The 22,058-nt window shown below is 60.1% G+C and carries 22 protein-coding genes and 1 rRNA gene (1 of these 23 only partly in view); 16 read left to right on the top strand and 7 right to left on the bottom strand.

The annotated features are described in order from the left end of the window. Window positions 1-12: 12 nt before the first annotated feature. Together gluQRS and dksA are read right to left on the bottom strand one after the other, a co-directional pair. Window positions 13-894, bottom strand: a complete 882-nt coding sequence (gluQRS, locus tag J3P90_RS21865) for a tRNA glutamyl-Q(34) synthetase GluQRS (RefSeq protein ID WP_434675389.1) — start codon at window positions 892-894, stop codon at window positions 13-15. Between the two features lie 228 nt (window positions 895-1,122). After that, complete coding sequence (dksA, locus tag J3P90_RS21860) at window positions 1,123-1,566, bottom strand: RNA polymerase-binding protein DksA (RefSeq protein WP_420767603.1); 444 nt, start codon at window positions 1,564-1,566, stop codon at window positions 1,123-1,125. A 333-nt stretch (window positions 1,567-1,899) separates the two neighbouring features. On the opposite strand from dksA, the gene J3P90_RS21855 reads away from it, so the two are divergent. Beyond that, complete coding sequence (locus tag J3P90_RS21855) at window positions 1,900-3,072, top strand: pyridoxal phosphate-dependent aminotransferase (protein WP_434562272.1); 1,173 nt, start codon at window positions 1,900-1,902, stop codon at window positions 3,070-3,072. Next, window positions 3,072-3,830, top strand: coding sequence for a DNA/RNA nuclease SfsA (sfsA, locus tag J3P90_RS21850; RefSeq protein ID WP_434675388.1), 759 nt, complete (start codon window positions 3,072-3,074; stop codon window positions 3,828-3,830). The genes J3P90_RS21855 and sfsA overlap by 1 nt, the downstream gene beginning before the upstream one ends. Here the strand turns inward: sfsA and J3P90_RS21845 are convergent. Further along, window positions 3,786-4,103 (bottom strand): Rieske (2Fe-2S) protein, encoded by a 318-nt coding sequence (locus J3P90_RS21845; protein WP_434609531.1) that lies wholly within the window; start codon window positions 4,101-4,103, stop codon window positions 3,786-3,788. The two genes, sfsA and J3P90_RS21845, sit on opposite strands and share 45 nt — an antisense overlap. 169 nt (window positions 4,104-4,272) lie before the next feature. On the opposite strand from J3P90_RS21845, the gene J3P90_RS21840 reads away from it, so the two are divergent. Genes J3P90_RS21840 through J3P90_RS21825 form a run of 4 tightly spaced genes read left to right on the top strand, consistent with a single transcriptional unit; the run spans window position 4,273 to window position 7,813 of the window. Then, window positions 4,273-5,142 (top strand): heme/hemin ABC transporter substrate-binding protein, encoded by an 870-nt coding sequence (locus tag J3P90_RS21840; RefSeq protein WP_420767599.1) that lies wholly within the window; start codon window positions 4,273-4,275, stop codon window positions 5,140-5,142. A 50-nt stretch (window positions 5,143-5,192) separates the two neighbouring features. After that, window positions 5,193-6,176: a FecCD family ABC transporter permease gene (locus J3P90_RS21835; RefSeq protein ID WP_420767662.1), complete on the top strand. Its 984-nt coding sequence runs from the start codon at window positions 5,193-5,195 to the stop codon at window positions 6,174-6,176. Next, window positions 6,176-6,943, top strand: a complete 768-nt coding sequence (locus tag J3P90_RS21830; protein ID WP_434562280.1) for a heme ABC transporter ATP-binding protein — start codon at window positions 6,176-6,178, stop codon at window positions 6,941-6,943. The genes J3P90_RS21835 and J3P90_RS21830 overlap by 1 nt, the downstream gene beginning before the upstream one ends. Before the next feature lie 21 nt (window positions 6,944-6,964). Continuing rightward, window positions 6,965-7,813, top strand: a complete 849-nt coding sequence (locus J3P90_RS21825) for a ChaN family lipoprotein (RefSeq protein WP_434675387.1) — start codon at window positions 6,965-6,967, stop codon at window positions 7,811-7,813. Window positions 7,814-8,033: 220 nt separating this feature from the next. On the opposite strand, the gene J3P90_RS21820 is transcribed toward J3P90_RS21825, so the two are convergent. The 3 genes from J3P90_RS21820 to J3P90_RS21810 all read right to left on the bottom strand — a co-directional run bounded on the left by J3P90_RS21820 (window position 8,034) and on the right by J3P90_RS21810 (window position 10,505). Beyond that, the gene (locus tag J3P90_RS21820) at window positions 8,034-8,306 is read right to left on the bottom strand and encodes a TfoX/Sxy family protein (RefSeq protein ID WP_420767596.1); all 273 of its coding nucleotides are present in this window, start codon (window positions 8,304-8,306) and stop codon (window positions 8,034-8,036) included. Between the two features lie 210 nt (window positions 8,307-8,516). Further along, on the bottom strand, window positions 8,517-8,858 hold the full coding sequence (locus tag J3P90_RS21815) for a pentapeptide repeat-containing protein (protein WP_420767595.1): 342 nt from the start codon (window positions 8,856-8,858) through the stop codon (window positions 8,517-8,519). Window positions 8,859-8,948: 90 nt separating this feature from the next. Then, window positions 8,949-10,505: an AAA family ATPase gene (locus J3P90_RS21810; RefSeq protein ID WP_434675386.1), complete on the bottom strand. Its 1,557-nt coding sequence runs from the start codon at window positions 10,503-10,505 to the stop codon at window positions 8,949-8,951. Window positions 10,506-10,621: 116 nt separating this feature from the next. Between J3P90_RS21810 and mrcB the strand changes: the two genes are divergently transcribed. Genes mrcB through J3P90_RS21795 form a run of 3 tightly spaced genes read left to right on the top strand, consistent with a single transcriptional unit; the run spans window position 10,622 to window position 14,005 of the window. Then, window positions 10,622-12,940 carry a penicillin-binding protein 1B gene (mrcB, locus tag J3P90_RS21805; protein WP_420767593.1) on the top strand — a complete coding sequence of 773 codons (2,319 nt, stop codon included), beginning with the start codon at window positions 10,622-10,624 and terminating at the stop codon, window positions 12,938-12,940. A 16-nt stretch (window positions 12,941-12,956) separates the two neighbouring features. Continuing rightward, a complete protein-coding gene (locus tag J3P90_RS21800) occupies window positions 12,957-13,676 on the top strand; it encodes a tetratricopeptide repeat protein (RefSeq protein ID WP_434675385.1) in 720 nt (239 codons plus the stop codon). Beyond that, window positions 13,676-14,005: a YqcC family protein gene (locus J3P90_RS21795; RefSeq protein WP_434675384.1), complete on the top strand. Its 330-nt coding sequence runs from the start codon at window positions 13,676-13,678 to the stop codon at window positions 14,003-14,005. The genes J3P90_RS21800 and J3P90_RS21795 overlap by 1 nt, the downstream gene beginning before the upstream one ends. A gap of 6 nt (window positions 14,006-14,011) precedes the next feature. On the opposite strand, the gene J3P90_RS21790 is transcribed toward J3P90_RS21795, so the two are convergent. Then, entirely contained in the window at window positions 14,012-14,434 is a 423-nt protein-coding gene (locus J3P90_RS21790) for a DUF4124 domain-containing protein (protein WP_434675383.1), read from the bottom strand. Between the two features lie 400 nt (window positions 14,435-14,834). Between J3P90_RS21790 and J3P90_RS21785 the strand changes: the two genes are divergently transcribed. The 7 genes from J3P90_RS21785 to J3P90_RS21755 all read left to right on the top strand — a co-directional run. Further along, a complete protein-coding gene (locus J3P90_RS21785; protein WP_420767589.1) occupies window positions 14,835-16,559 on the top strand; it encodes an acetolactate synthase 3 large subunit in 1,725 nt (574 codons plus the stop codon). Window positions 16,560-16,561: 2 nt separating this feature from the next. After that, the gene (gene ilvN, locus J3P90_RS21780; RefSeq protein WP_003176102.1) at window positions 16,562-17,053 is read left to right on the top strand and encodes an acetolactate synthase small subunit; all 492 of its coding nucleotides are present in this window, start codon (window positions 16,562-16,564) and stop codon (window positions 17,051-17,053) included. A 45-nt stretch (window positions 17,054-17,098) separates the two neighbouring features. Continuing rightward, window positions 17,099-18,115 (top strand): ketol-acid reductoisomerase, encoded by a 1,017-nt coding sequence (gene ilvC / locus J3P90_RS21775; protein ID WP_003228216.1) that lies wholly within the window; start codon window positions 17,099-17,101, stop codon window positions 18,113-18,115. Between the two features lie 145 nt (window positions 18,116-18,260). Further along, window positions 18,261-19,106, top strand: a complete 846-nt coding sequence (pssA, locus tag J3P90_RS21770) for a CDP-diacylglycerol--serine O-phosphatidyltransferase (protein ID WP_420767588.1) — start codon at window positions 18,261-18,263, stop codon at window positions 19,104-19,106. Window positions 19,107-19,180: 74 nt separating this feature from the next. Then, window positions 19,181-20,194 carry a protein-methionine-sulfoxide reductase catalytic subunit MsrP gene (gene msrP / locus J3P90_RS21765; RefSeq protein WP_434675382.1) on the top strand — a complete coding sequence of 338 codons (1,014 nt, stop codon included), beginning with the start codon at window positions 19,181-19,183 and terminating at the stop codon, window positions 20,192-20,194. After that, on the top strand, window positions 20,194-20,817 hold the full coding sequence (msrQ, locus tag J3P90_RS21760; RefSeq protein WP_434675381.1) for a protein-methionine-sulfoxide reductase heme-binding subunit MsrQ: 624 nt from the start codon (window positions 20,194-20,196) through the stop codon (window positions 20,815-20,817). The genes msrP and msrQ overlap by 1 nt, the downstream gene beginning before the upstream one ends. A gap of 550 nt (window positions 20,818-21,367) precedes the next feature. Continuing rightward, a 16S ribosomal RNA gene (locus tag J3P90_RS21755) occupies window positions 21,368-22,058 on the top strand (it continues 848 nt past the right edge of the window).

The following is a 22,058-nucleotide window of genomic DNA, read 5'->3' as shown; positions in this document are numbered from 1 at the left end:
CTGCAAGGGCCGTCACTGTATTTGCGCTTCGGGCAGGGACAGTGTGCGTGGGATCTTTCCCGCATCCCAGTGGCGAATGCCCCAGGCCAGCAACTCCCGTGGGCTGGCATCGACCAACTCCGATGCGGGTTGCTGGCCCAGTGCGCGCAGCGCTCTCAACAGCAGAGGCGTTGCCTGATCGGCCGTCAGGGGTGGTGAACGATAGGATTTGCCGAGTTTGTGCCCGTCCGGCTGGGTAATCAGTGGCACGTGCAGATAGCGCGGTTGTGGCAACCCAAGCAGTTCTTGCAGGTATAGCTGGCGCGGCGTGGAATCCAGCAGGTCGGCGCCTCGGACTATATCGGTGACACCCTGCCAGGCGTCGTCCAGGACCACTGCCAATTGGTAGGCATACAGCCCGTCGCGGCGACGAATCACAAAGTCGCCGGCCTCGCGGCCCAGGTGCTGGCGGAATTCGCCTTGGACCCGATCGACGAAATGGTATTCAAGTTCGGGGACGCGCAGGCGGATGGCGGCGTCTTCGATGTTGTGACCTGCGTTGCGGCACAGTCCCGGATAAATGCCCTGATAGGGTTCCAGTTGCTTGCGCGAACAGGTGCAGGCGTAGGCGAGGCCTTGGTTGAACAAGCGATCGATGACCTGCTGGTAGGCGGCGTGGCGGTCGCTCTGGCGCACCATTTCACCATCCCATTCAAAGCCGTAGCTTTCCAGCGCCTTGAGAATTGCCGCCTGCGCGCCGGGCTCTTCCCGGGGCGGGTCGAGGTCTTCCATGCGCAACAACCAGCGTCCGCCCACGGCCCGGGCGTGGAGGTACGACGCCAGGGCGGCGACCAGCGAGCCGAAATGCAAGTGGCCGCTGGGGGTGGGGGCGAAGCGTCCGGTGTAGTCAGTCATAGAGCGAATTTTACGGGGTCCGGGCGAAAGGAGTGCAAATCTTGATGACGGAGCATAATTCCCTGTAGGAGCGAGCCTGCTCGCGAAAGCGGTGTGGCTGTCACATCAATGTTGGCTGGACGAACGCATTCTCGAGCAGGCTCGCTCCCACAAGAACTGAGGGCATGGGAGCCTCGCAAACAAAAAACGGAGCGTATGAACGCTCCGTTTCGATGACAGCCCCGGCGATTACTTGCCGACCTGTTTTTCCTTGATTTCCGCGAGGGTCTTGCAGTCGACGCACATGTCGGCGGTCGGACGTGCCTCCAGTCGCTTGACGCCAATCTCGACGCCGCAGGACTCGCACCAGCCGTATTCTTCGTCTTCGATCAGTTGCAGCGTCTTGTCGATTTTCTTGATCAGCTTGCGTTCACGGTCGCGAGCGCGCAGTTCAAGGCTGAATTCTTCTTCCTGGCTGGCACGGTCGGCCGGGTCGGGGAAGTTAGCAGCGTCGTCCTTCATATGGTCAACCGTGCGGTCGACTTCCTGCATCAAGTCCTGTTTCCACTTGTTCAGGATCTTGGTGAAGTGCGCGCGCATGGGGGCGCCCATGTACTCTTCGCCCTCTTTCGCGACATACGGCTCAAACCCGCTGAGCGACTGATTTTGATTCTGCTTTGCTTGGGTGGGCATGAATGGACCGCCTCTACTCTTGTAATCCACTACGCAGGATTGCTCCATCACCGACACCTGCCGGCCCTGCGGCTGCAAGCGGGCGAACTTACCAGATCAAATCAGCCTGCGCTACTCCCGGTTGTCGAGCCTGGCGCGGCTGGGGCCCGTAAAACATGATCGGGTCCGGTTCGGTGGTGTTGCAAACCTGCTCAATGCTTGATTTTAGTCAAGTCTGGGTTTAACGCTGGAGTCATTTCCAGCTAGCGCTAGGACCGTTTTAGATTTGCGCTCGTTCCCGCACCCGTTCCCGAGTTGGGTAGAATCGGTTCTTTTTTCGTGAAGGACGGCCCAATGGCCCAGCCCTACAGCGCACGCAGCCGTGCCATCGAACCATTCCATGTCATGGCGCTGCTGGCGCGCGCCAACGAACTGCAGGCCGCCGGGAACGATGTCATTCACCTGGAAATCGGCGAGCCGGACTTCACCACCGCCGAGCCGATCATCCAGGCCGGCCAGGCTGCCCTGGCCGCCGGCAAGACCCGCTACACCGCGGCCCGGGGCATTCCCGAGCTGCGCGAAGCCATCGCCGGTTTCTACGCGCAGCGCTACGGCGTGGAGATCGATCCCCGGCGCGTCCTGGTTACTCCGGGCGGCTCCGGCGCGTTGTTGCTGGCCAGTGCTCTGCTGGTGGACCCTGGTAAACATTGGCTATTGGCCGACCCAGGCTATCCCTGCAACCGTCATTTCCTGCGGCTGATCGAAGGCGCGGCACAATTGGTGCCCGTGGGGCCGGACGTGCGTTATCAGTTGACGCCGGACCTGGTGGATCGCCATTGGGACCAGGACAGCGTCGGTGCCCTGGTGGCTTCCCCGGCCAACCCGACCGGGACGATTCTCAGCCGGGATGAATTGGCGGGATTGTCCAAGGCGATCAAGGCCCACAACGGGCACCTGGTCGTCGACGAGATCTATCACGGCCTGACCTACGGCACCGACGCCGCCAGCGTGCTGGAAGTCGATGACGATGCGTTCGTCCTTAATAGCTTTTCCAAATATTTCGGCATGACCGGCTGGCGGCTGGGCTGGCTGGTGGCGCCTTCGGCGGCCGTCGCTGAGTTGGAAAAGCTCGCGCAAAACCTCTACATCAGTGCGCCAAGCATGGCCCAGTACGCGGCCTTGGCCTGTTTCGAGCCGGCGACCATTGCGATTTTCGAACAACGGCGCGCCGAGTTCGCGCTGCGTCGTGACTTTCTCCTGCCAGCGTTGCGTGAGCTGGGGTTCGGCATCGCAGTGGAGCCCCAAGGGGCGTTCTACCTTTATGCCGATATCAGCGCTTTCGGCGCAGATGCCTTCGCGTTCTGCCAGCACTTCCTGGAAACCGAACACGTGGCGTTCACGCCGGGGCTCGATTTCGGTCGTCATCAGGCCGGTCATCACGTGCGTTTCGCCTACACCCAAAGCCTGCCGCGGCTGCAAGAAGCGGTGGAGCGAATTGAACGCGGACTGCGGAGCTGGCAAGGCTGATGCTCTTTTCCCCTGCCTTGGAAGAAGGACGGTTGATTCGACGTTACAAACGTTTTCTCGCCGATATCGAGACCGTTCATGGCGAACTGTTGACAATTCATTGTCCCAACACCGGCTCGATGCTCAATTGCATGGCCGAGGGCGCGCGCGTCTGGTTCAGTCGCTCCAACGACCCCAAACGCAAGTTGCCGGGCACTTGGGAAATAGGCGAAACCCCTCAGGGGCGCTTGGCCTGTATCAACACCGCGCGGGCCAATGGGTTGATCGAGGAAGCGCTGCGCGCCGGTGTCATCAGTGAGCTGAACGGGTTCATAGGGCTCAAGCGGGAAGTGGCCTATGGCGTCGAGAACAGCCGCATCGATTTTCGGCTCGCCTACGCGGATCGCAGCTCGGCCTGGGTCGAGGTGAAAAGCGTCACGCTGGGTTTCGACGGGACGAATGTCGCGGCGTTTCCCGATGCGGTAACCCTGCGTGGCGCCAAGCACCTGCGAGAGCTGGCTTGCCTGGCGCGGGAGGGCGTGCGCGCGGTGCAGTTGTATTGCGTGAACCTGAGCGGCATCGATGCGGTGCGGCCGGCGCACGAAATCGACCCGGTGTACGCCGCGGCGTTGCACGAGGCCGTGGCCGCCGGGGTGGAAGTGTTGGCATATGGCGCCATGCTGACGCCGGAGCAGATGTGGGTCGATCGTCCGCTGCCGGTGTTGCTTGAGCCACTACAGCTCGACCCAAATGCCTTGATCGTCCTCCCGGCTATCTAGCGCCGCCAGGAATTGCCCCGCGCAAGGGCCGGCGACGCACTCACCGCTTTCGATCAGGAACAGCGCGCCGTGGGTCGCGCACTGGATGAGGCTGGCGCTGGTATCGAGAAACTGGTCGGGTTGCCATTCCAGCGGCACGCCGCGGTGCGGGCAGCGGTTGAGATAGACATACGCCTGGCCTGCGCGCCGCACGGCCAGGAGCTTGCGCCCATCCACGTCGAAACCGCGACTGCCGCTTTCAGGCAGCTCGGCGGTGCTACAAAGAAATTTCATGTGAGTCTCTAGGTGTCATAAGGACGGGCTCGTTGAAGGCTATGTTGTCGAGTGCCATGCTTGACGGTCAAATGAAAACAATTATCAAATGGCGCCTCCTTCGCAGGTGGTGTCGAGGATACTTGTCCAAGCCCGACCCTGTGGAAAACTTCTTCGAGGAAGCTGCCCGATGCGCCTGAATGTCCGCGTTGCTGCGCTCTGTATCGTCTTGCTGGCCTGCCAGGGAGCGTTGGCGGCCGATCTTGCGCAGCGCTGGGTGAGCGCCGGCGGCGCCTTGTCCGAGTGGGTCGGCGCGCTGGGTGGTGAATCGAAACTGGTGGGCGTGGACACGACCAGCCAGCATCCCGAATCGCTGCGAGCGTTGCCCAGTATCGGTTATCAGCGGCAGCTATCGGCGGAGGGCGTGCTGAGCCTGCGTCCGCAGATTCTGGTGGGTACCGAAGAAATGGGGCCGCCTCCGGTTTTGGCGCAGATTCGCAACGCCGGGGTGCAGGTCGAACTGTTCTCTGCGGCGCCAAGCCTGGCGGCGCTCCAGGACAATCTGCGTCACCTGGGTCAGTTGTTGGGAGCCGAGTCCAGGGCTAGAGAATTGTTCGAGGATTATCAACAGAGTCTTTCCCGGCATAGCGTTAGGGTGGATGAAGCCCGGCTCAAGCAAAAGGCGCCTGGTGTATTGCTGTTGGTGGGCAGCGCTGGCGGCAAGCCGCTGGTCGCGGGCAAGGACACCGCCGCTGATTGGCTACTGCAGCAGGCCGGCGGCCACAACCTGGCGACCCACAGCGGTTACAAACCGTTCTCCGTTGAAACCCTGGCCAGCCTGAACCCTGAAGTGCTGGTCTTCGCCGATCGTGCCTTGCGCGGTGAAGAGGCGCGCGCGGCGTTGTTCAAGGAAAATCCGATCCTGTCCTCGACGCGCGCCGCCAGAGACGGGCGCGTCATGGAGCTGGACCCAACGTTGCTGGTGGGCGGACTAAGCCCACGTTTGCCGCAAAGCCTGGTGAAGCTGACCAATGCGTTCTATCCGGCCCAGGTGCCATGACGGCGCTGGTCAAGCCGCGCACGTTGTTTATTGGGCTGGGCCTGCTGTGTCTGCTGGCGACCTGGCTGTCCCTGGCGTTGGGGCCGGTGAGCTTGCCCTTATTCGATACCTTGCGGGCCGCCCTGCGCCTGTTGGGTTTGCCGGTGGCCGCCGATGGCCTGGAGCAGGCCGAGCTGATCCTTGGCCAGATTCGTCTGCCGCGCACGTTGCTGGGACTGATGGTGGGGGGAGTGTTGGCGCTGTCCGGCGTGGCGATGCAAGGATTGTTTCGTAACCCGCTGGCCGACCCGGGGTTGGTGGGCGTGTCCAGTGGCGCGGCGTTGGGTGCCGCGTTTGCCATCGTCGCCGGCTCGGCGCTGGGCGGGGTGCCCGAAGCGTTGGGACCCTACGTATTGTCGTTGTGTGCGTTTCTCGGCGGGCTTGGAGTCACGGCGCTGGTCTATCGCCTCGGCCGGCGCAACGGCCAGACGCATGTCGCCACCATGCTCTTGGCTGGCATTGCCTTGACCGCGCTCTCCGGTTCCGCGGTCGGCTTGTTCACTTACCTGGCGGACGATGCGACCTTGCGCACCCTGACGTTCTGGAACCTGGGGAGCCTAAACGGTGCCAGCTACGGCCGGTTGTGGCCGTTGTTGCTGGTCAGCGTCGGCGTCGCGATCTGGCTGCCGCGTCGCGCCCGGGCGCTTAACGCCTTGCTGCTCGGCGAATCGGAAGCCGCCCATCTGGGCATCGACGTCGAACGGCTCAAGCGAGAGTTGGTGTTCTGCACCGCCTTGGGCGTCGGGGCTGCCGTCGCGGCGGCGGGCATGATCGGCTTTGTCGGGCTGGTGGTGCCGCACCTGGTACGGTTGATGGCGGGGCCGGACCACCGCGTCCTGTTGCCGGCATCGGTGCTGGCGGGGGCGAGCCTGTTGCTGCTCGCCGATTTGGTCGCGCGTCTGGCGCTGGCCCCGGCTGAGCTGCCGATCGGCATCGTCACGGCCTTCATCGGCGCGCCGTTTTTCCTTTATCTTTTGTTGCGGGGGCGCGCCTGATGTTACGAGCGCAGAACCTGTACATTCGCCGGGGCCACAAAACCGTATTGGCGGATATCGATCTGCAGCTCACTCCGGGCGAAGTGCTGGGTGTGCTGGGTCCCAATGGGGCGGGCAAAAGTACGCTGCTCGCCGGTTTGTGTGGAGAAATGCGTCCGGCACAAGGAGAGGTCTGGCTCGATGATCGGCCACTGGCCCAGTGGGAAGGCAGCGAGCGCGCCCGTCGCCTGGCGGTATTGCCGCAGACCTCGACCCTGGATTTCGCATTCCGTGTTGAAGAAGTCGTCGGCCTCGGGCGGCTGCCCCACCAGAGCGGCCGGATACGTGACGGGCAAATTGTCGAATTGGCGCTGCGGGCTGCGGACGCCGCACATTTGCAAGGTCGCAATTACCTGAGCTTGTCCGGCGGTGAGCGACAGCGGGTCCATCTGGCCCGGGTACTGGCGCAATTGTGGCCGGGCGAGGCGGGACAGATCCTGCTGCTGGACGAACCCACTTCCATGCTCGATCCGCTGCATCAGCACACCATTCTGCAAGCGGTGCGTGAATTTTCCGGTCGTGGCGCGGCGGTGCTGGTGATCCTGCATGACCTGAACCTGGCGGCGCGTTACTGTGATCGCCTGTTGCTGCTGGCGTCCGGCAGGCCGGTGGCCCTGGATTCGCCCCAGCAAGTGCTGCGCCCGGAGCCCCTCAAGGCGGTGTTTGGCCTGGACGTGCTGGTGCAGTCCCATCCGGAGCGCGGCCATCCGTTGATCATTGCCCGCTGAGTCTGGCTGGAGAATACCGATATGCGCTTGATCCTGATGCTGGCATTGGCTGTGTTGACGGCCTGTCAAAGCGTCGAGCCCCCTCCGCTTGGTGGACGGATTCGTGATTTGCACACCGGCCAATCGATCACGGCCCAGGCATTGGTCAAGCGTTTGGCGGGTGCCCAGCGAGTCGTGGTTGGAGAGCAACATGACAATCGCGATCACCATGAATTGCAGCGTTGGCTGCTCCAGGCCTTGGCCGAGCGACGGGCCCAAGGCAGCCTGTTACTGGAGATGTTGACGCCCCAGCAACAACCACGGGTCGACGCGGTTCGCCAGTTGTCTGCCTTGCCAAGGGAGCTGCCCGGCGCGTTGGACTGGTCGCCAGGTTGGGACTGGAGCCTCTACGGGCCCATGGTCGAGTTCGCCCTGATGCAATCCTATCCCGTGCTGGCGGCCAATCTGGACAGCGCGCAGATCCAACGGATTTATCGTCAAGCGCCTGTGTTGCAGGGAATTCGTTCCAATTCGGATGCTGTGAAGGGCGTGCTGCTGGAGCAGATCCGTGAGTCCCACTGCGGACTCCTGCCAGAGTCGCAAATGCCCGCGATGCTAGCTGTGCAGCAGCAGCGTGACCGGCGCATGGCCGAACGATTGCTTGAGGCTCCCGCGCCGGCGTTGTTGTTCGCGGGCGCCTGGCATGGCCGCAAGGACGTTGGCGTGCCGCTGCATGCGCTGGATCTGGGGGCCCACGATGGGCCGTCGGTGCTGATGTTGGCTGAAGAGGGCAGCAATGTGACACCGGCCATGGCGGATTACGTGTGGTACACCCCGGCAATGCCGCCGCAGGATTACTGCGCGCAAATGCGTTCAGGCGACGCGAAGTGATTCTCCAGGCAAAAAAAGACCCGGCATAAGCCGGGTCAAATAACCGTGATTAGCCTGATGAGGAGATATCTGAGAGTCCGAACCAAGGGCTTTTCAAATATCGACCAGTCTCGCGACCGGATGTGGTAATCATAGCGATTCTCATTACCAAGTCAAACATTCTTTCCCGATTGCCCGAAGTTTCTTGGCGTGAGCGGGTCGGACGCGAGAAAAAATGGTTTCAGGCTTTGTGCCGCGCCGAAATGGCATCCAACTGTTTGTTGAGGGCTTCCTTGCGTTCCGGGGGGATATCGTTCCAATGCATGTCCATCAGCGCGCCTTCGATGGCATACAGCAGCACTTTGGAAGCGCGAAACCCGCGAGTGCGTACGGCGCGATAGGCGTCTACCGCGCCGAGCCGGCGCAGATCCGAGGCGCTGTGGATGCCCACGGCGTGCAGCCACTGGGCTGATGTCTTGCCCAGATTCTTCAGGTGTTGCAGTTCATCATTCATCGAGCCTCCTTGCGACGGCCGACTGGTGCAGTGGGCAAGCTTTTCAGGAGTGTAGCGTTCAGCAGGAAAAGCGTGATTCTTTGATCGGAATCGACGCAAAAGCTTCTAATGCATTACGCACGATGGGTGAGGAAAGAAGGAAAAGCGCATCGTCCAGCGCAGGCAGGGGCGCTGGAGAGTGATGGTGCCGCAACCACGGGTGCCGTCGTTTCAGCGGGTGCGATAGCGCAGGCGAGTGCCGAAATTCATCGACATCAGGATCTCGTCGGCAGATAGCTCGGGTGGAAAGTAGGTGCCGGAGATCTGCGCATGAGCCAGGCTCGCGCCTTCCAGTGACGACTTGCGAAAATCGATGCCGCGCAAATCGGTGGAACGGAAGTAGGCATCCGTGAAATCCACGTCGTCGGCGTTCAGTTCCCGCAGGTCGAGGCCACGAAAATCGCCGCCGCGCATGTCGATAGGACCTTGAGGTCGTTCGGCGTTAAACCCGGCGACGTCATCTTTGCGCAACAAGGCATAAAGCGGGGTATCGAGAAGCTTTGGGTGGCTCATGGCATATCACCTGATGGTTTTATGACGCCAGTATAGTGCCACTATTTGGCGGCCGTGAAGCCGGGCGTCGCTTCACGGCCGAAATAGTTTCTACAGGCCCGGCAAGCGCTGGCGGATCTGCGCCACCACGACATCCAGCGTGCCGCTTTCGTTGGTTTGAACCCGTTTGCTGCAAAGGATTTCTGCCGGCGTCAGTGCTTCCCGGCTCGCCTGCTGGGCGGCGATGACGGTCAGGTTGGCATCGGAAGGATCCTTCTGGTCGGCTTGGCGCTGGGCGAGCCGGCTCTCGATCACTGCTTGCGGCGCCTCGCAATCCAGAATCAGGAACGGCGCGCCCGTGCCTTCGGCAATCTTGGCCGCGGCGTCGCGCTGGTCATGCTTGAGGTAGGTGGCATCGATCACCACGGGGAACCCGGCGTGGAGGATCGCATCGGCGACCTCATGCAGCCGGGCGTACGTGGCGCTGCTGGCATCGCTGCTATAGATGCCGGCCTGTGGATCGTTCGGCACTTGCTGTTCACCGAACAGGCGCTTGCGTTCCACGTCCGAGCGCAGGCGAATCGCGCCAAGCGCTTCCACCAGGCGCATCGCTACGTGGCTTTTGCCAACGGCGGACACGCCATGGGTGATGGCCAGGAAGCGCGAAGGAATCGTGCTGTAGCTTTCCGCCAGGTTGGCGTAGTTGCGGTATTGACGCAGGGTCGTGGCGCGCTGCACCGGATCGGCTTCGGCGGGCATGCTGAACAGCGCGACCTTGGCGCGGACCAGGGCACGATAGGCCTTGTAGAAGTTCAGCAATTCCAGGCCATCGTAATCGCCGGTCAGCTCCAGGTATTGGCTGACGAAGCGTCGCGCCAGGGACTTGAGGCCGCGGTCTTCAAGGTCCATCGCCAAGAACCCGGTGTCGGCGTAGACATCGGTGAAACGGAATGGCTCGTTGAATTCGATGCAGTCGAAGATCACCACTTTGCCGTCGATCACCGTGGCGTTGCCCAGATGGATGTCGCCGTGGCATTCGCGAATGAAACCGTCGGCCTTGCGTTGGGTAAACAACGGCTTGAGCCGCTCGAAGCTGGTTTCCGCCCAGGCCTGGAGAGCCTCGAGTTGCAGCAGGTCAGCCTTGTCGTTGAGGAATGGACGGATCTGTTCGAAATTCTGCCGCACCGGCGCCATGACGCTGTCTGGTGTGCCCGCCGCATTGTCGGCAGGCACTTTTGGCGTGGTGAGGTGGAACTGGGCGATCTGCGCGGCCATTTCATCGATGTGCGCGGTGGTCAGTTCGCCATTGGCCTGCAGCGTGCTGAGCAGTTCACTTTGGGGGAACTGGCGCATTTTCAAGGCGTATTCGATAGCCGGGCCGTCGCCGCCCAGTTGTGGCGCTTGGGCACTGCCAGTGATCGGCAAGACTTCCAGGTAAAGGTCCTGGGTCAGGCGTTGGTTCAGGCGCAGTTCTTCGCCGCAGAAATGCTTGCGTGCGTCGAGGCTGGTGAAGTCGAGGAAGCCGAAATTGACCGGTTTCTTGAATTTGTAAGCGTAGGGGCCGGTGAGCAACACCCAGGAGATGTGGGTTTCGATGACCTGGAACCCTTCGATGGGATGCGGGTAGAGGGCTGGGTTTTGCAGGGCAGCGATCAGTGATTGGCTCACGGGCGATCCTTCAGAGACTGGAAAATTCAAGGCGGTCATTATGGCCGCAAGCGGCGCTAACGCAAACCTTGGCGGACTCATGTTGAACCTCGACAAAGTGCGTATAATCCGCCGCCATGACTCGTACCCGATCCCCCCGCACCCCCAAGAAACCACCCGCCAGCCGCCTGCGGCCCTGGTTGGGCTGGGCCCTTAAACTGAGCCTGGTAGGCCTTGTCGTGCTTGCCGGTTTTGCCGTCTACCTCGATGCCATCGTCCAGGAGAAGTTCTCCGGCAAGCGCTGGACCATCCCGGCCAAGGTCTACGCGCGGCCGTTGGAGCTGTTCGTCGGACAAAAGCTGAGCAAGGATGATTTCCTGACTGAGCTCGATGCCTTGGGTTATCGCCGCGAAAGCGTCGCCAATGGTCCCGGGGCGGCGTCGGTGAACGGCAATACCATCGACCTCAACACCCGCGGTTTCCAGTTCTATGAAGGCATGGAGCAGGCGCAACCGGTGCGGGTGCGGTTTTCCGGCGACTATGTAGCCGCGCTGACCGGTGCCAACAATGCCAAGCTGTCCGTGGTGCGTCTTGAGCCGCTGTTGATTGGCGGCCTATACCCCAAGAACCTCGAAGACCGGATCCTGATCAAGATCGACCAGGTGCCACCGTTCCTGCTCGATACGCTGATTGCCGTCGAGGACCGTGATTTCTACCATCACTTCGGCGTCTCGCCCAAGTCGATCGCCCGTGCCGTCTGGGTCAATACTTCTTCGGGGCACATGCGCCAGGGCGGCAGTACCTTGACCCAGCAGTTGGTCAAGAACTTCTACCTGACCAACGAGCGCAGCCTGACCCGCAAGTTGACTGAAGCCATGATGGCGTTGCTGCTGGAGCTGCACTACGACAAGCAGGAGATCCTGGAGGCGTACCTCAACGAGGTCTTCGTCGGGCAAGACGGCCAGCGCGCGGTGCACGGTTTCGGCCTGGCCAGCCAGTTCTTCTTCAGCCAGCCACTGTCCGAACTCAAGCTGCACCAGGTGGCGTTGTTGGTGGGCATGGTCAAGGGGCCGTCTTCCTACAATCCGCGTCGTAATCCGGAGCGTGCGCTTGAGCGCCGCAACCTGGTGCTCGATCTGTTGCAGCAGCAGGGCGTGGCAACGGCGGAACAAGTCGAGGCGGCGAAAAAGATGCCGCTGGGCGTGACCAAGCGTGGCAGCTTGGCGGACAGCTCGTTCCCTGGCTTCATGGACCTGGTCAAGCGTCAACTGCGAGAAGACTACCGCGACGAAGACTTGACCGAAGAAGGCCTGCGGATCTTCACCAGTTTCGACCCGATCCTGCAGATGAAGGCCGAGGCCTCGGTCAATGACACTTTCAAGCGACTGGCGGGGCGCAAGGGTTCCGACGAAGTCGAAGCGGCTATGGTGGTGACCAACCCTGAAACCGGGGAAGTCCAGGCGATGATCGGCAGCCGCCAGGCCAGTTTCGCAGGATTCAACCGGGCGTTGGACGCGGTGCGACCGATCGGCTCGCTGATCAAACCGGCGGTTTATCTCACTGCTTTGGAAAAGCCAAGCCAGTACACGCTCACCAGTTGGCTGTCCGATGAGTCGTTCTCGGTCAAGGGCGCGGACGGGCAGGTCTGGACGCCGCAGAACTATGATCGTCGTCCCCACGGCACGGTGTTCCTGTACCAAGGCCTGGCGCATTCCTACAACCTATCGACGGCCCGCCTCGGGCTGGAAGTCGGCGTGCCGAATGTGCTCAAGACCTTGGCGCGCCTGGGAGTGAACCGCGAATTCCCGGCCTTCCCATCGATGCTGTTGGGCGCCGGTGGCCTGGCTCCGATCGAAGTGGCGGCCATGTACCAGACCCTTGCCAATGGTGGCTTCAACACACCGATGCGCGGGATCCGCAGCGTGTTGACCGCCGATGGCGAGCCGCTCAAGCGTTATCCGTTCCAGATTCAGCAACGCTTCGACCCGGCTTCTATTTATCTGATCCAGAGCGCCATGCAACGAGTCATGCGCGAAGGCACTGGCAGTTCGGTCTATAACGTACTCCCACGGACGTTGACCCTGGCGGGCAAGACCGGTACGAGTAACGATTCGCGCGACAGCTGGTTCGCCGGATTCAGCCAGGACTTGCTGGCGGTTGTCTGGCTTGGCCGTGACGACAATGGCAAGACGCCGTTCACTGGCGCCACCGGTGCGTTGCAGGTCTGGACCAGTTTCATGCGCAAGGCCGATCCGCTGCCTCTGGACATGCCGCAACCCGACAACATCGTCCAGGCCTGGGTCGATTCGCGCACTGGGCAAGGCTCCGATGCCAACTGCCCGGGCGCTGTGCAGATGCCGTATATTCGCGGCAGCGAACCGCCACCCGGTGCAGCCTGTGGTGGTCAGAATCCCGCCGAATCGGTGATGGATTGGGTCAAGGACTGGATGAATTAAGCAAAGAGGGTTTCAAGTGAACAAGTGGTTGATTCCAGCGGTAACCGCCGTGGCTTTGCTCAGTGGCTGTTCCACCGTACAGCGCGGTTCGATTCCGGTCGTCGACTCCGGTACGGCCGTTTCCAATAGCGAGCGAGTCTCGGCCAACGGTGGTTTCCGTCAGACGACGGTCAAGCGGCCAGTACAAGGCCAGGCGCAGGCGATTCCCCAAGGGGACACCGGCGTGGTGGTAATGGTGCCGGGAGGTGGCGCCACCACGTCGGCACCGATCAGCAGCACGCCGATCACGCCGGGCCCGATCACGCCTGGACCTATCGAAACCTCGCCGATCAACCAGGGCAGCTACAGCATGCCATCGACGCCGAGCAGTACCCCATCGGCCAGTTCCGGTGGCTTGTCCGCCGATGAGCAACTGGACGGACCGGTATTGGCCCTGTTGACCACGGCGCAACAGCAGCAGGCGGGAGGGGATCTCAACGGTGCTTCCTCGAGCCTCGAGCGAGCCCAGCGTGTTGCGCCGCGTGAGCCGCAGGTTCTTTATCGTCTGGCCCAGGTACGCATGGCCCAGGGCGATGCGCCGCAAGCCGAGCAACTGGCTCGTCGCGGCCTGACATTCTCCAGCGGTCGCCCGGCGCTCCAGGCGAGCCTGTGGGAATTGATCGCCCAGGCTCGCGAGAAGCAAGGCGATTCGGCAGGCGCGGCACTGGCCCGCCAGAAAGCCAAGGTTTCGCTCTGATGGATGTTCGGTTTCCCAAGATTGCCGATCAGCTACTGCTGATCGAGCGAGAGCTGCGGGTCCAGGGCTGGTGGAGTGATGTTTCGCCTTCGGCCGAGGCGCTGGCCAGTGTCGAGCCGTTCGCCGTCGACACCCTGGATTTCGAGCAGTGGCTGCAATGGATCTTTCTTCCGCGCATGAAAGCCATCCTGGAAAACGACCTGCCGCTGCCCAACGCCTCGGGTATTCTGGCCATGGCTGAAATGGTCTATGCCCAACGGCCAGGGCAGGGGGCCGAGTTGCAGCGACTGCTGGCACAATTCGACCAGCTGATCGCCGACGTCAGCTGACGGTACTCACTGGCAGTTCTCGTCGATCTGCGCACGGGTTTCATCGATGCGCTGGCGCCGCTCTTCGTCGGTAAGCCGGCGCATTTCGCCTTCCACCTCTTCCCGTACCCTAGGGTTGTTCTGCAGCTGCGCCAGGTTTGTCCGTGCCTGTTCGCAAAACGCCTTGAGTTGAGCTTCCTGTTCAGCAACCTGCTGTTTTACCTGCTGATCGATGGTTTTCTGGTCGCCAATGACTCCTCCTGAAGCTGGTGCCGCAGGTTTGGGGGCGGGCGTCGCGGATTTGCCCACGGTGGTCGCTTGGACGCCCTCGGGCGGCTGGGCCCCGAAATGGGTCACGCCTTGGGCATCGACCCACTTGAAGATCTGGCCGGCCATGCTCATCGGGCTCAGGCCCACCAACAGGCTGGCCATCAATAACATCATTCGCATGCTGTTTCCTTGTCCTGGGTTGCGCAATCGAAGCTAACAGAGTAGCCGTTTAAAGGTTTTTTCTTGCGTTCTCATGTGCTTACTTCAATAAAGCACATTGACGACTTGACTTGCAGAGGGCGAAACAGAAGAATCCAAAGTCCGCTGTAGAGGGACTGCCAGAAGCAGACCCACTCGGCAGATCATGAGGCGCACATCCGCGCCGACCTGTTACACCCGCAACGCGTTACCTCGCGCTGGGTGGGAAAGGCCCGCAACACTTGGGACGATCCCAATACTTGCTCAGTCAGTGCTGACGTAGTCGGCGACCACCGTCGCTCATGCTCTGCCGAGAAGTAAACCTATTAAGACCCGTCCCTTTCCCATGGGTCGGTATTCTGGCGTTTTAGAGGTGAACAACGTGGAGCTTTTATCTGGCGGTGAGATGCTCGTCCGCTTCTTGCGTGACGAAGGCGTCAAATATATCTACGGGTACCCCGGTGGTGCTCTTCTTCATGTCTATGATGCCCTGTTCAAAGAACCGGAAGTGACCCACATCCTGGTTCGCCACGAACAAGCGGCCACCCACATGGCTGACGGCTATGCCCGCGCCACCGGCAAGGCCGGCGTGGTTCTGGTGACATCCGGCCCCGGCGCCACGAACGCCATTACCGGTATCGCCACGGCCTATATGGACTCGATTCCAATGGTGATCATCTCCGGCCAGGTGCCCAGCACCATGGTCGGCACCGATGCGTTCCAGGAAACCGACATGATCGGTATCTCCCGGCCGATCGTGAAGCACAGCTTCATGATCAAGCACGCTTCGGAAATCCCGGAGGTCATGAAAAAGGCGTTCTACCTGGCCGAGTCCGGTCGTCCTGGCCCTGTCGTGGTCGACGTGCCAAAAGACATGACCAACCCGGCCGAGAAGTTCGAATACATCTATCCGAAGAAAGCCAAGCTGCGCTCCTACAGCCCGGCCGTGCGCGGTCACTCGGGACAAATCCGCAAGGCTGCCGAAATGCTGCTGGCGGCCAAGCGTCCAGTGCTCTATTCCGGCGGTGGCGTGATCCTCGGCGGTGGTTCTGAGCCCCTGACCGAACTGGCCAAGATGCTCAACCTGCCTGTTACGAATACGCTGATGGGGCTCGGCGCCTACCCAGGTACCGACCGCCAGTTCATCGGCATGCTCGGCATGCACGGCAGCTACACCGCCAACCTGGCGATGCACCATGCCGATGTGATCCTGGCCGTGGGCGCGCGCTTCGACGACCGTGTCATCAACGGTCCGGCGAAGTTCTGTCCGAACGCCAAGATCATCCACATCGATATCGATCCGGCGTCCATCTCCAAGACCATCAAGGCAGACGTGCCGATTGTGGGTCCTGTCGAGAGCGTGCTGACCGAGATGGTCGCGATCCTCAAGGAAATTGGCGAGGCTCCTAACAAAGATGCCGTGGCCAGTTGGTGGAAGCAGGTCGATGAATGGCGTGGCGATCGGGGCCTGTTCCCGTACGACAAGGGCGACGGCAGCGTAATCAAGCCGCAGACCGTCATCGAGACGTTGTGCGAAGTGACCAACGGCGACGCCTTCGTGACGTCGGACGTGGGCCAGCACCAGATGTTCGCGGCGCAGTACTACAAGTTCAACAAACCCAACCGCTGGATCAACTCCGGCGGCCTCGGCACCATGGGCTTCGGATTCCCGGCGGCCATGGGCGTCAAGTTGAGCTTCCCGGACAACGATGTTGCCTGTGTGACGGGTGAAGGCAGCATCCAGATGAATATCCAGGAGCTGTCGACCTGCCTGCAATACGGTCTGCCGGTGAAAATCGTCAACCTGAACAACGGTGTACTGGGCATGGTTCGCCAGTGGCAGGACATGAGCTACGGCAGCCGTCACTCGCACTCCTACATGGAGTCGTTGCCGGATTTCGTCAAGCTGGTCGAGGCCTATGGTCACGTCGGCATCCGCATCACTGACCTGAAGGACTTGAAGTCCGGGCTCGAAGAAGCCTTCGCCATGAAGGATCGACTGGTGTTCCTGGACATCCAGGTCGACACCAGCGAGCACGTCTACCCGATGCAGATCAAAGACGGCTCCATGCGCGATATGTGGCTGAGCAAGACGGAGCGTACCTAATCATGCGACACATTATTTCCTTGCTTCTGGAAAACGAACCGGGTGCTCTGTCTCGCGTAGTGGGCCTGTTCTCACAGCGCAACTACAACATCGAAAGCCTGACCGTGGCACCAACGGAGGATCCGACCTTGTCGCGTCTGACGCTGACCACCGTGGGCCACGATGAAGTCATCGAGCAGATCACCAAGAACCTGAACAAGCTGATCGAGGTGGTCAAGCTGGTGGACCTGTCGGAAAGCGCTCACATCGAACGCGAACTGATGTTGGTCAAGGTCAAGGCCACCGGTGCCCAGCGCGCCGAGATCAAACGCACTACCGATATTTATCGTGGGCAGATCGTCGATGTCAGCGCCAGCGTCTATACCGTTCAGTTGACCGGTACCAGCGACAAGCTCGACAGCTTCATTCAATCGATCGGCACTGCCTCGATTCTGGAAACCGTACGCAGTGGCGTCACCGGGATTGCCCGTGGCGACAAAGTACTGAGCATCTAAACCAAATTAGCGAATGGCCGGAACGGCCGGATATAGGGGAAATTCATGAAAGTTTTCTACGATAAAGATTGCGACCTGTCGATCATCCAGGGCAAGAAAGTCGCCATCATCGGCTACGGTTCTCAAGGTCACGCCCAGGCGTGCAACCTGAAAGACTCCGGCGTTGACGTGACCGTGGGCCTGCGCAAAGGCTCGGCCACTGTTGCCAAGGCCGAGGCCCATGGCCTGAAAGTCACCGACGTGGCTTCCGCCGTAGCCGCTGCCGACCTGGTCATGATCCTGACCCCGGACGAGTTCCAATCGTCGCTGTACAAGAACGAAATCGAGCCGAACATCAAGAAAGGCGCCACCCTGGCCTTCTCCCACGGCTTCGCGATCCACTATAACCAGGTTGTGCCACGCGCCGACCTCGACGTGATCATGATCGCGCCGAAGGCACCGGGCCACACCGTACGCTCCGAGTTCGTCAAGGGCGGCGGTATCCCTGACCTGATCGCGATTTACCAGGATGCGTCCGGCAACGCCAAGAACGTGGCCCTGTCCTACGCTGCCGGTGTTGGTGGCGGTCGTACCGGCATCATCGAAACCACCTTCAAGGACGAGACTGAAACCGACCTGTTCGGCGAGCAAGCCGTTCTGTGCGGTGGTACCGTTGAGCTGGTGAAAGCCGGTTTCGAAACCCTGGTTGAAGCAGGCTACGCGCCTGAAATGGCCTACTTCGAATGCCTGCACGAACTGAAGCTGATCGTTGACCTCATGTACGAAGGCGGTATTGCCAACATGAACTACTCGATCTCCAACAACGCCGAGTACGGCGAGTACGTGACCGGTCCGGAAGTCATCAACGCCGAGTCCCGTCAGGCCATGCGCAATGCCCTGAAACGTATTCAGGACGGCGAATACGCCAAGATGTTCATCAGCGAAGGTGCTACTGGCTATCCTTCGATGACCGCCAAGCGTCGTAACAACGCCGCTCATGGTATCGAGATCATCGGCGAGCAACTGCGCTCCATGATGCCGTGGATCGGTGCCAACAAGATCGTCGACAAAGCCAAGAACTGAGTCGCGAGCTTGATCGAAAAAAACGCGGCCCAGGCCGCGTTTTTTCGTTTGGGCGTCGGCTTCTGGTATAAAGCTGCATCGTTTGGGGTCGAACCGTCGCCCCGGGCACCTGTCGAATTTTTCACACCGTTGCAAGGTACTGTCCATGAGCGAACGTCCCGACGAGCCGAACCAGGCTCCTGACGCCGAAAGCCTGTTGCCTATCGACGAGCATGTCGAAGAGGGGCATGACGCGGAAGGCCGTAAGGTCCGGCATCGTGGCATCTATCTGCTGCCGAACCTGTTTACCACCGCGAACCTGTTCGCCGGTTTCTATTCCATCATCAGCTCCATGAGTGCCCAGGCGGCATTAAGTGCGGGTGACAGCGCTGGGGCGAGTCGCTACTTCGCTTTTGCCGCGATTGCGATTTTCGTCGCCATGGTGCTCGATGGCCTGGATGGGCGCGTGGCCCGCATGACCAACACCCAGAGTGCATTCGGTGCCGAATACGATTCTCTGTCCGACATGGTTGCGTTCGGTGTCGCCCCTGCGTTGCTGGCATTCGGCTGGGCGCTGGGTGACATGGGCAAGGTCGGCTGGATGGTTGCCTTCATCTATGTAGCCGGTGCCGCGTTACGTCTGGCGCGTTTCAATACCCAGGTCGGCACTGCGGACAAGCGCTACTTCATTGGTCTCGCCAGTCCTGCGGCTGCTGGGGTCGTGGCGGGGGTGGTCTGGGCGTTCAGCGACTACGGGATCCAGGGCTCGAAGATGTCGTTCCTGGTCGCCTTGTTGGTCGCGGCGGCCGGAATGCTGATGGTCAGCAACATCAAGTACAACAGCTTCAAGGAGCTGGACCTGAAGGGCCGTGTGCCGTTCGTGGCCATCCTGGCCGTAGTACTGGTGTTTGCGGTGGTGTTCAGCGATCCGCCACGTATCCTGCTGCTGGTCTTCCTCGCCTATGCCGCTTCCGGTCCGGTGCAATATTTGTTGCGTCTTCGCCGCCGCTAAATGTTGCCTTAATCTAATTTCCCCCATACTCCGCAGTCTATTGGTGCATCTCCCCCCAATGCTGCGGAGTCGTCATGCTGATCAAGATCCCCAAGTCGTCCGATTGTCATGAGTCGGACGTCACGCCCGAATCCCTTTATCTATCCCGTCGCCAGATGCTGGGGGCCGCCGTGGCTGGCGTCGCCATAAGCAGTCTGCCGCGCTGGGCCGGCGCCGCTGATGTGGCGCGTTATCCCAATGTGGAGCCTGGAAACGCGCCGTCCTGGTTTGCCGATAAGCTGCCTGCTACCCAATGGGATGCGGTGACCGCCAAGGGGGAGGCGATCACACCCTTCAAGGATGCAACCCACTACAACAACTTTTATGAGTTCGGCACTGACAAAGGCGATCCGGCTGCCAATGCGGGATCGTTGAAAACCGAGCCCTGGACCGTGGTGGTGGATGGCGAGGTGGGCAGGCCGGGGCGCTATGGACTGGAAGATTTCATGAAGCCTTATCAGCTCGAAGAGCGTATCTACCGTTTGCGCTGCGTCGAGGCTTGGTCAATGGTCATCCCTTGGATTGGTTTCCCCATATCCGCGTTACTCAAGCAAGTCGAGCCGACGTCCAAGGCCAAATACATTCGTTTTGAAACCTTGCAGGACCCCAAGACCATGCCAGGCCAGCGTTCAGGTTTTGCATTGATCGACTGGCCCTACGTGGAAGGTTTGCGGTTGGATGAAGCGATGAATCCGCTGGCCATCCTGGCGGTTGGCATGTACGGAAGGGAGCTGCCTAACCAGAATGGCGCTCCTTTACGGTTGGTGGTGCCGTGGAAGTATGGCTTCAAGAGCGTCAAGTCCATCGTGCGCATCAGCCTGGTGGGCGAGCAGCCCAAGACCACCTGGCAAAGCATAGCCTCCGATGAGTACGGCTTTTATGCGAACGTGAATCCCACCGTCGATCATCCCCGTTGGACCCAGGCGCGAGAGCGTCGTTTGCCAAGCGGTCTGTTCAGCCCCAATGTGCGCGATACCTTGATGTTCAACGGATACCAGGAGGAAGTGGCTTCTTTATATGCAGGGATGGATCTGAGGAAAGACTACTGATGCGTTTCCTGGCATGGCGGATAGGCGTTTTCGTCGCAGCGGCGATATGGCCATTGCTTTGGCTTTACGAAGCGTTCATGAATTCGTTGGGACCGGATCCAGGCAAGGTGCTCGTGGATCGACTCGGGTTGGGAACATTGGTACTGCTATTGATCACATTGAGCATGACGCCGCTGCAGAAGCTGACCGGCTGGGCTGGGTGGATTGCCGTAAGACGACAGTTGGGGTTGTGGTGCTTTGCTTACGTCGTGTTGCATTTGGGTGGATATGCGGCGTTCATCCTGGGGTTCGATTGGTCGCAGTTAGGCGTCGAGCTGAGCAAACGGCCCTACATCATCGTTGGAGCGCTCGGCTTTCTTGGCCTGCTGGCCTTGGCAGTTACGTCCAATCGTTATAGTCAAAGGCGACTTGGAGCCCGCTGGAAAAAGCTGCATCGGCTGGCCTACCTGATCCTCGGGCTTGGGTTGCTGCATATGTTGTGGATCGTGCGAGCGGATCTCAAGGAGTGGTCGATATATGCCTTTATAGGCGGCGTATTGTTGTTGCTGAGGATTGGGCCGGTTGCGCGGCGGATCCCTCGTTTAATCGGCAAGAAGATCCCGTCGGTAATAAAAACGAAATAAAGGGTTGACGGCAAATTCTGGATGTCTATAATTCGCCCCACTTCCGGCGCAGTCGAAACGGAAAACTCCTTGAGTTTCAATGAGTTAACCAAGTTTCGGTAAGTGCTTCGCTTCAGTTCATCGAAGCACGGAAGGAGTGGGTAGGCCGGTTTGTTGGGCGCTATCGACGGTTCGATCTTCTCGGTCGAAAGCGGTAAAAAAGAGGTGTTGACAGCAGCGAGTAACGCTGTAGAATTCGCCTCCCGCTAACGAGAGATCGAAAGCGCAAGTGGTTGAAGTTGTTAAGGATTTCCAAGCGAAACTTTGAAAGCTTCTTAAAATAACCGCTTGACAGATACACGGGGCGCTGTAGAATGCGCGCCTCGGTTGAGACGAAAGGCTCAACCCGCCGCTCTTTAACAACTGAATCAAGCAATTCGTGTGGGTGCTTGTGGAGTCAGACTGCTAGTCAACAGATTATCAGCATCACAAGTTACTCCGCGAGAAATCAAAGATGTAACCAACGATTGCTGAGCCAAGTTTAGGGTTTTCTCAAAACCCAAAGATGTTTGAACTGAAGAGTTTGATCATGGCTCAGATTGAACGCTGGCGGCAGGCCTAACACATGCAAGTCGAGCGGCAGCACGGGTACTTGTACCTGGTGGCGAGCGGCGGACGGGTGAGTAATGCCTAGGAATCTGCCTGGTAGTGGGGGATAACGCTCGGAAACGGACGCTAATACCGCATACGTCCTACGGGAGAAAGCAGGGGACCTTCGGGCCTTGCGCTATCAGATGAGCCTAGGTCGGATTAGCTAGTTGGTGAGGTAATGGCTCACCAAGGCGACGATCCGTAACTGGTCTGAGAGGATGATCAGTCACACTGGAACTGAGACACGGTCCAGACTCCTACGGGAGGCAGCAGTGGGGAATATTGGACAATGGGCGAAAGCCTGATCCAGCCATGCCGCGTGTGTGAAGAAGGTCTTCGGATTGTAAAGCACTTTAAGTTGGGAGGAAGGGCATTAACCTAATACGTTAGTGTTTTGACGTTACCGACAGAATAAGCACCGGCTAACTCTGTGCCAGCAGCCGCGGTAATACAGAGGGTGCAAGCGTTAATCGGAATTACTGGGCGTAAAGCGCGCGTAGGTGGTTCGTTAAGTTGGATGTGAAATCCCCGGGCTCAACCTGGGAACTGCATTCAAAACTGTCGAGCTAGAGTATGGTAGAGGGTGGTGGAATTTCCTGTGTAGCGGTGAA

Source organism: Pseudomonas sp. D3-10, assembly GCF_051132175.1.
Lineage (GTDB): Bacteria > Pseudomonadota > Gammaproteobacteria > Pseudomonadales > Pseudomonadaceae > Aquipseudomonas.
This window is presented reverse-complemented; position numbering and strand designations above follow the sequence as displayed.

What these genes read in the sequence shown, in the direction of transcription:
- gluQRS (WP_434675389.1), bottom strand. Translation starts at nt 894, where the DNA reads ATGACTGACTACACCGGACGCTTCGCCCCCACCCCCAGCGGCCACTTG.
- dksA (WP_420767603.1), bottom strand. Translation starts at nt 1,566, where the DNA reads ATGCCCACCCAAGCAAAGCAGAATCAAAATCAGTCGCTCAGCGGGTTT.
- J3P90_RS21855 (WP_434562272.1), top strand. Translation starts at nt 1,900, where the DNA reads ATGGCCCAGCCCTACAGCGCACGCAGCCGTGCCATCGAACCATTCCAT.
- sfsA (WP_434675388.1), top strand. Translation starts at nt 3,072, where the DNA reads ATGCTCTTTTCCCCTGCCTTGGAAGAAGGACGGTTGATTCGACGTTAC.
- J3P90_RS21845 (WP_434609531.1), bottom strand. Translation starts at nt 4,103, where the DNA reads ATGAAATTTCTTTGTAGCACCGCCGAGCTGCCTGAAAGCGGCAGTCGC.
- J3P90_RS21840 (WP_420767599.1), top strand. Translation starts at nt 4,273, where the DNA reads ATGCGCCTGAATGTCCGCGTTGCTGCGCTCTGTATCGTCTTGCTGGCC.
- J3P90_RS21830 (WP_434562280.1), top strand. Translation starts at nt 6,176, where the DNA reads ATGTTACGAGCGCAGAACCTGTACATTCGCCGGGGCCACAAAACCGTA.
- J3P90_RS21825 (WP_434675387.1), top strand. Translation starts at nt 6,965, where the DNA reads ATGCGCTTGATCCTGATGCTGGCATTGGCTGTGTTGACGGCCTGTCAA.
- J3P90_RS21820 (WP_420767596.1), bottom strand. Translation starts at nt 8,306, where the DNA reads ATGAATGATGAACTGCAACACCTGAAGAATCTGGGCAAGACATCAGCC.
- J3P90_RS21815 (WP_420767595.1), bottom strand. Translation starts at nt 8,858, where the DNA reads ATGAGCCACCCAAAGCTTCTCGATACCCCGCTTTATGCCTTGTTGCGC.
- mrcB (WP_420767593.1), top strand. Translation starts at nt 10,622, where the DNA reads ATGACTCGTACCCGATCCCCCCGCACCCCCAAGAAACCACCCGCCAGC.
- J3P90_RS21795 (WP_434675384.1), top strand. Translation starts at nt 13,676, where the DNA reads ATGGATGTTCGGTTTCCCAAGATTGCCGATCAGCTACTGCTGATCGAG.
- J3P90_RS21790 (WP_434675383.1), bottom strand. Translation starts at nt 14,434, where the DNA reads ATGCGAATGATGTTATTGATGGCCAGCCTGTTGGTGGGCCTGAGCCCG.
- ilvN (WP_003176102.1), top strand. Translation starts at nt 16,562, where the DNA reads ATGCGACACATTATTTCCTTGCTTCTGGAAAACGAACCGGGTGCTCTG.
- ilvC (WP_003228216.1), top strand. Translation starts at nt 17,099, where the DNA reads ATGAAAGTTTTCTACGATAAAGATTGCGACCTGTCGATCATCCAGGGC.
- pssA (WP_420767588.1), top strand. Translation starts at nt 18,261, where the DNA reads ATGAGCGAACGTCCCGACGAGCCGAACCAGGCTCCTGACGCCGAAAGC.
- msrP (WP_434675382.1), top strand. Translation starts at nt 19,181, where the DNA reads ATGCTGATCAAGATCCCCAAGTCGTCCGATTGTCATGAGTCGGACGTC.
- msrQ (WP_434675381.1), top strand. Translation starts at nt 20,194, where the DNA reads ATGCGTTTCCTGGCATGGCGGATAGGCGTTTTCGTCGCAGCGGCGATA.